Annotated in this window: 6 protein-coding genes; all 6 read left to right on the top strand. The window is 48.7% G+C overall.

What is annotated here, in order from left to right; all coding sequences use genetic code 11:
• Window positions 1-669: 669 nt before the first annotated feature.
• Window positions 670-1,269, top strand: coding sequence for a 50S ribosomal protein L25 (locus tag Q0294_RS14130; RefSeq protein WP_299466570.1), 600 nt, complete (start codon window positions 670-672; stop codon window positions 1,267-1,269).
• Window positions 1,270-1,322: 53 nt separating this feature from the next.
• Complete coding sequence (gene pth / locus Q0294_RS14125; protein ID WP_299466567.1) at window positions 1,323-1,895, top strand: aminoacyl-tRNA hydrolase; 573 nt, start codon at window positions 1,323-1,325, stop codon at window positions 1,893-1,895.
• A gap of 101 nt (window positions 1,896-1,996) precedes the next feature.
• Entirely contained in the window at window positions 1,997-2,446 is a 450-nt protein-coding gene (rpsF, locus tag Q0294_RS14120; protein ID WP_299466564.1) for a 30S ribosomal protein S6, read from the top strand.
• Window positions 2,447-2,531: 85 nt separating this feature from the next.
• On the top strand, window positions 2,532-3,011 hold the full coding sequence (gene ssb, locus Q0294_RS14115; RefSeq protein WP_299466561.1) for a single-stranded DNA-binding protein: 480 nt from the start codon (window positions 2,532-2,534) through the stop codon (window positions 3,009-3,011).
• 100 nt (window positions 3,012-3,111) lie between these two features.
• A complete protein-coding gene (gene rplI / locus Q0294_RS14110) occupies window positions 3,112-3,618 on the top strand; it encodes a 50S ribosomal protein L9 (protein ID WP_299466558.1) in 507 nt (168 codons plus the stop codon).
• Between the two features lie 199 nt (window positions 3,619-3,817).
• Window positions 3,818-5,239, top strand: a complete 1,422-nt coding sequence (dnaB, locus tag Q0294_RS14105) for a replicative DNA helicase (RefSeq protein WP_299466555.1) — start codon at window positions 3,818-3,820, stop codon at window positions 5,237-5,239.
• Window positions 5,240-5,353 lie beyond the last annotated feature (114 nt).

Raw genomic sequence — 5,353 nt, 5'->3', positions numbered from 1 at the left:
GCAGCCTTCTGGTCGCCTGACAGGTAAAATGAGATCATAGACGCCCCGCTGCAGTGATGTGGGGCATTTCTTCCCTGAGGCATCGGGGAGTCTGTATGTTCTCGAAAACTCTTTTTCTATTCTACAGCCAGTTTTTTTTGAGCCAATACGTAAACTGACGGATTCTTGGACTCTTTCTTTTTATGAGATTACTTACCGGGGTTGTCCGGCACGGTTGAAAAGCGATGTGTTCATGTGTATTGTTGTTGTGGCAGGTCAAAGCAAAACAGGACAGAGCAGGGGAGTTAAGACGGGAAGAAATCAAAAAAATCAGCCTGTCTTATGACTTTCGACCAAGATAGAGGGGGGAATCGGTTGCAGATTTGCGCGCGGGAAGTTATTTTTGCACGCTTCAACTATCGCAAACTAGCGAAATACCAACCGGTAATGCCGGATTGGCTCGCTTCAATTGCCCCTTGAGTCAACGGTGTGCTGTCAGGTGATGATTCGATCCTGATGTAAATATTATAAAATCAGCACAAACCATGAGCGGAAATGGGGTTGTTTCTTGCTGTGTTTGTTGATGATCAACGGTTTAAACTACATAGTGTCAAATTATAGATTCAAAAGACTTTAATGGAAGAGTCGACCGGAAGTTAAGTCAGGTCACTTTTTGAGGAACGTTGGGAAATGTCAGACGATTTTGTATTGCCGAAAATCAGTGCTTTCAAGCGGGATAAATTAGGATCAATCGAAAGCCGCCGCATCCGCCGCGCTGGCCGGATTCCAGCCGTCGTGTATGGTCACGAGCAGGAGCCGTCTCACGTTTGTGTGGAAAGCCAGGATCTTGAGAACCTTGTCAAAAACCGGGAACGCGTTTTTGAAATTGATGTAGAGGGCAAGGTCGAAGAAACAATGCTGCGGGAGCTGCAATGGGATACATTCGGAACGCAAATTCTGCATGTGGATCTGGTTCGCATTAATGCTTCAGAACGCGTGACCGTCGAAGTTCCAGTCAGGTTGCGGGGAACCTCTCCCGGAGTTGTCTCTGGCGGTATCCTGGAACAGCCTCTCCATTCACTCGAACTGGACTGTCTGTCTCACAATATTCCCGATGACGTGCCTGTGCGTATCAATGCACTGGAAATTGGCGATGCGATTTATGTCCGCGATTTGGTCGTACCACGTGGAGCCAAACTGCATAACGCCGAAGACCAGGTTGTCGTGCATGTGCTTGCTCCTAAGGGCGAAGAAGAAACACCGGAAGTAGAAGCTCCTGCAGCAGAGTAGCTGCCGCGAGAGTGATCGAAATAGATTGAGTTAAGAACCTGACAGGTGGCGTTGTGAAAGTAGTCGTAGGGCTGGGAAATCCCGGTAAAGAATACGAACGAACGCGTCATAATGTCGGGTTTGATGTGTTGTCTCAACTGGCAGACTGGCACGGCGTAGGCTGTTTTAAAAGTCAGTTTGAGGCATTAGTGGGTGAGTTTTCGTTTGCGGGTGACAAGGTTTTGCTTGTGGCACCGCAAACGTATATGAATTTAAGTGGTCGCAGTATTGCGGCTTTGGTAAAGTTTTTCAAGCTGCCCGCGACTGACGTGATGGTGGTTTGTGATGATATGAATTTGCCTGTCGGGCGTCTCCGCATGCGGGGGTCAGGTTCGGCCGGCGGTCAAAAAGGTTTACAGGATATTATCCAAAAGTTGAGTACTCAGGATGTACCGCGTCTGAGAATAGGCGTGGGGCGACCTCCTGCAGGATTCCCAGCGGCGGATTATGTACTTGGGCGTTTTCGGTCTAAAAAAGATTTGGAATTGATCCCTCAGGCGGTTGAAGCTGCTGCTAAAGGGGTTGAGTGCTGGATTCAGGATGGTCTCGAAATGGCCATGAATCAGGTTAATGCGCCTGAAGGATGATATCCCGGTTCAATTTTGAACTGGCTAATATAATAATAAATGAGAGAATCTGATCATCAATCTGGCCTGTAATGAGGTCAAATTATTCCAGGAGAAAAGTCTTGTCAGTAGCAGAGAAAAAAGTCGTGATGGCTAATTATGAAGGAATGTTCCTGTTGGACAGTGGGAAATTTGCCGCTGACCATGAAGGGACGATTGCTCATTTAATGGAAATTCTGGAAAAAGCAGGTGCAGAAATTGTGGCACACCGTCCCTGGCAGGATGGCAAACTTGCCTATGAGATTGATGGTCACATGAAGGGCCTGCATTACCTGGTTTATTTCAAGATGCCAGGTAAAGGAATGGATATTGTGACCCGCTCTTGCCATCTGAGCGATCTTATTATTCGCCAGTTGGTAATCAATCAGCCACAATCTTTGTTTGATGCGATGGTAGCTGCGATTGATCCTGCTTCGGCTCCCAGTGCAGTTTTGCCGGGAGTTATTAAAGATGAAAAAAGTGAGATTGATCTGGAAGCACCAGAGTATGATGCCATTGATGATGAAGACTAGTCGTTACTCGTTTTCACGTCGTATCTGAATTTCAGATCTTCCAGAAAGTTTAACTTCACATTATTCATTCTCAGGGAGGCCGGTGATGGCCAGTTTCAATAAAGTCATTTTGGTAGGCAACCTGACACGGGACCCTCAAGTGCGTTACACGCCGGGGGGAAGCGCGGTTGCCGAAATTGGACTAGCCGTCAATCGGAGTTGGTTTGATAAGAATTCCAACTCCCGTAAGGAAGAGACTACGTTTGTTGATGTGACGTTATGGGGACGGACAGCAGAAGTTGCCAGCGAATATCTGACCAAAGGACGTTCCGTTCTGATTGAAGGTCGTTTGCATTTGGATCAATGGGACGATAAGGAATCAGGTCAGAAGCGCAGCAAGCTCAAGGTGGTTGGCGAAAATATGACCATGCTGGGTGGAAAAGGTGAAACGGGCGGTGGTGGAAATTCCGGTGGCGGATACGCTTCTGGTGGAAACGCACCTTCACAAGGCGGATCTTCAGGTCCTCCGGACTCGTTTTATGATGATGCTCCTGGCGGAGCACCCGATGATGATGTTCCTTTCTAACAGGGACAGATCCGGAATCGGGCAGACGTGAAGTCTGAACAAGTAACAGTTTTTAATTGAAACGATTATATAAAACATAAAATTACGGAAGTGATTGATAATGGTTCGCAAGTTACGTAGTACCTCCGTCGTCGGTAGTTCTAAGTCATCTGTCGATGTTTTGTTGGCAGAAAAGGTTGACAGCCTTGGTGAGCAGGGTGATATTGTGCGGGTGAAACCCGGGTATGCCCGCAATTATTTATTGCCTTACGGCCTGGCAACAATCGCCACAGAGCATAACCAGCGGATGGTGGTTCAACACCAGAAGCGTCTGGTTGAGCTGGAAAAAGACCGTCTGAAAGCCTTGAAGGCTGTGGCAGAAAAACTGAGCAAGCACAGCGTGACAATGGAAGCCAATGCCAATGAAGATGGTCATCTTTATGGATCTATTGTTGCCGTTGATATCAGCAAGTCCCTCAAAGAGAGCGGATTTGACGTCGAGCCGGACGGTGTTCGACTGGAAGGCCCGCTCAAAGAACTGGGTATGTATACGGTTAAACTGCAGCTGCATGAAAAAGTCAAATCAGAAGTCAAAGTCTGGGTCGTGCCTACTGCAGAAAAAAGTTAAGGTCGGTCTGGCAAACGAGTTTTTGCCACTCTGAATTTCGCGCACAACAGAGAGGTCCGGTATATTGCCGGGCCTCTTTTGGTTTTATATGATCGAGGCTGCAGAGCGGTTTAGTTTTCCGGATATCCAGCCGTTATCGCGCATTCCGTTCTGCTCCAGTGTACTCACTTCACAACATCTACAGTGCCAGGGGATGGTCATGTCAGTTGCCGGAAAAGGAAATTTTCGTCGTCCCAAACCGGAATCGGTAGAGGAATTGTTCGGCAAGGTGCCCCCTCAGAATGTGGAAGCAGAAAAAGGGGTTCTGGGCAGTATCCTGCTGGATAACATCGTGATCGACGATCTGGTTCAGATAGTGAAGGCTGGTCACTTCTATAGTGAAAAAAATGCGCGCATCTATGCGGCAATCCTGCGATTACACGATGCGGGTGTCCGTGGGATTGATGCGATTACAGTTGCCGAAGAACTTGATTCCAAAGGAGAACTGGCCGAGGCAGGTGATGTACTCTATCTTCATGAAATTCTGGAAAGTGTTCCCCACGCGGCGCATGCCGAGTATTATGCCAAGATTGTCCGAGATAAATCGGTTCAACGCAGTCTGATTCATGCCTGCACGGAAATTATTCGAGAAAGCTATGAGCCTCAGGGTGACACGCTGGGTGTGTTAAACAAGGCAGAGCAGAGTATTTTCAGCATTCTGGAACAGCAGGGTGAAGGAGATAAAATCGAAATAAGAGACATCCTGATGGATGCCTTCGACCGGATTCACGAGCGATCACAAAAAGAGGGGATGCTCACCGGCTTAACAACCGGATTTCTCGATCTGGACACGCAGATCAATGGATTTCAGCCTTCCGAATTGATTGTTCTGGCGGCTCGTCCCAGTATGGGGAAGACGGCACTCGTTTGTAACTTCGCAGAATCAGCCGCCGATGACGGGGGGACTGCGACCATCGTTTTCAGTCTGGAACAGTCCAAGCTCGAACTGGCGGAACGTTTTCTTTGTATTCGTTCCGGCGTGAATGGCCATTCATTACGGGCCGGGGATCTGGAAGATGACGAACGACATCGTCTGATGGAAGCCTCTTCTGAAATCAGCGAGTTGCCTTTATTTATTGATGATAAAGCGGGACGCACGATTCAGGAAATCAGTGCGATCTGCCGTCGTTTGAAACGTCTCAGCAATCTGGGACTGATTATCATCGACTACCTGCAGCTGATTGAACCGGAAGACAAGACGATGCCCCGCGAGCAGCAGATTGCGATGATCACACGTCGTCTGAAAGGCCTGTGTAAGGAACTGAATATTCCTATCATCGCGCTGGCACAGTTGAACCGTGGTGTGGAATTACGTGAAGACAAGCGGCCGCGACTGGCCGACCTGCGTGAAAGTGGTGCGATTGAGCAGGATGCCGACCTGATCATGTTCCTGCACCGCCCGGATGCATACGACCCGGAAGATCATCCCGGTCTGGCAGAAGTGATCGTCGCCAAACACCGCAGTGGTCCGACAGGGATTGTCAATCTGACCTGGATGCGTGAGTCCATGCGATTTGGCAATTACTCCAATATGGATATCCCCGATGGGGGCTACATGGGTGACGGCGGCGGCTTCGGCTAACACCGAGGCGGGATGAAACGAGGTAAGAGAAGTTCGCTTCTCGATGAAAATTCTTCTTAATCCAGCCCTGATTCAATTTGTTCATCCGCAGCCAGGCAGCTGATGTGTTTCCGG

This window comes from uncultured Gimesia sp. (assembly GCF_937919775.1).
Taxonomy (GTDB): domain Bacteria; phylum Planctomycetota; class Planctomycetia; order Planctomycetales; family Planctomycetaceae; genus Gimesia.
Note: the sequence above shows the minus strand (reverse complement) of the source record. Positions and strands in the feature narration are given on the sequence as shown.

Coding starts and splice junctions, on each gene's coding strand:
- rplI (WP_299466558.1), top strand. CDS start 3,112: ATGGTTCGCAAGTTACGTAGTACCTCCGTCGTCGGTAGTTCTAAGTCA.
- dnaB (WP_299466555.1), top strand. CDS start 3,818: ATGTCAGTTGCCGGAAAAGGAAATTTTCGTCGTCCCAAACCGGAATCG.
- Q0294_RS14130 (WP_299466570.1), top strand. CDS start 670: ATGTCAGACGATTTTGTATTGCCGAAAATCAGTGCTTTCAAGCGGGAT.
- ssb (WP_299466561.1), top strand. CDS start 2,532: ATGGCCAGTTTCAATAAAGTCATTTTGGTAGGCAACCTGACACGGGAC.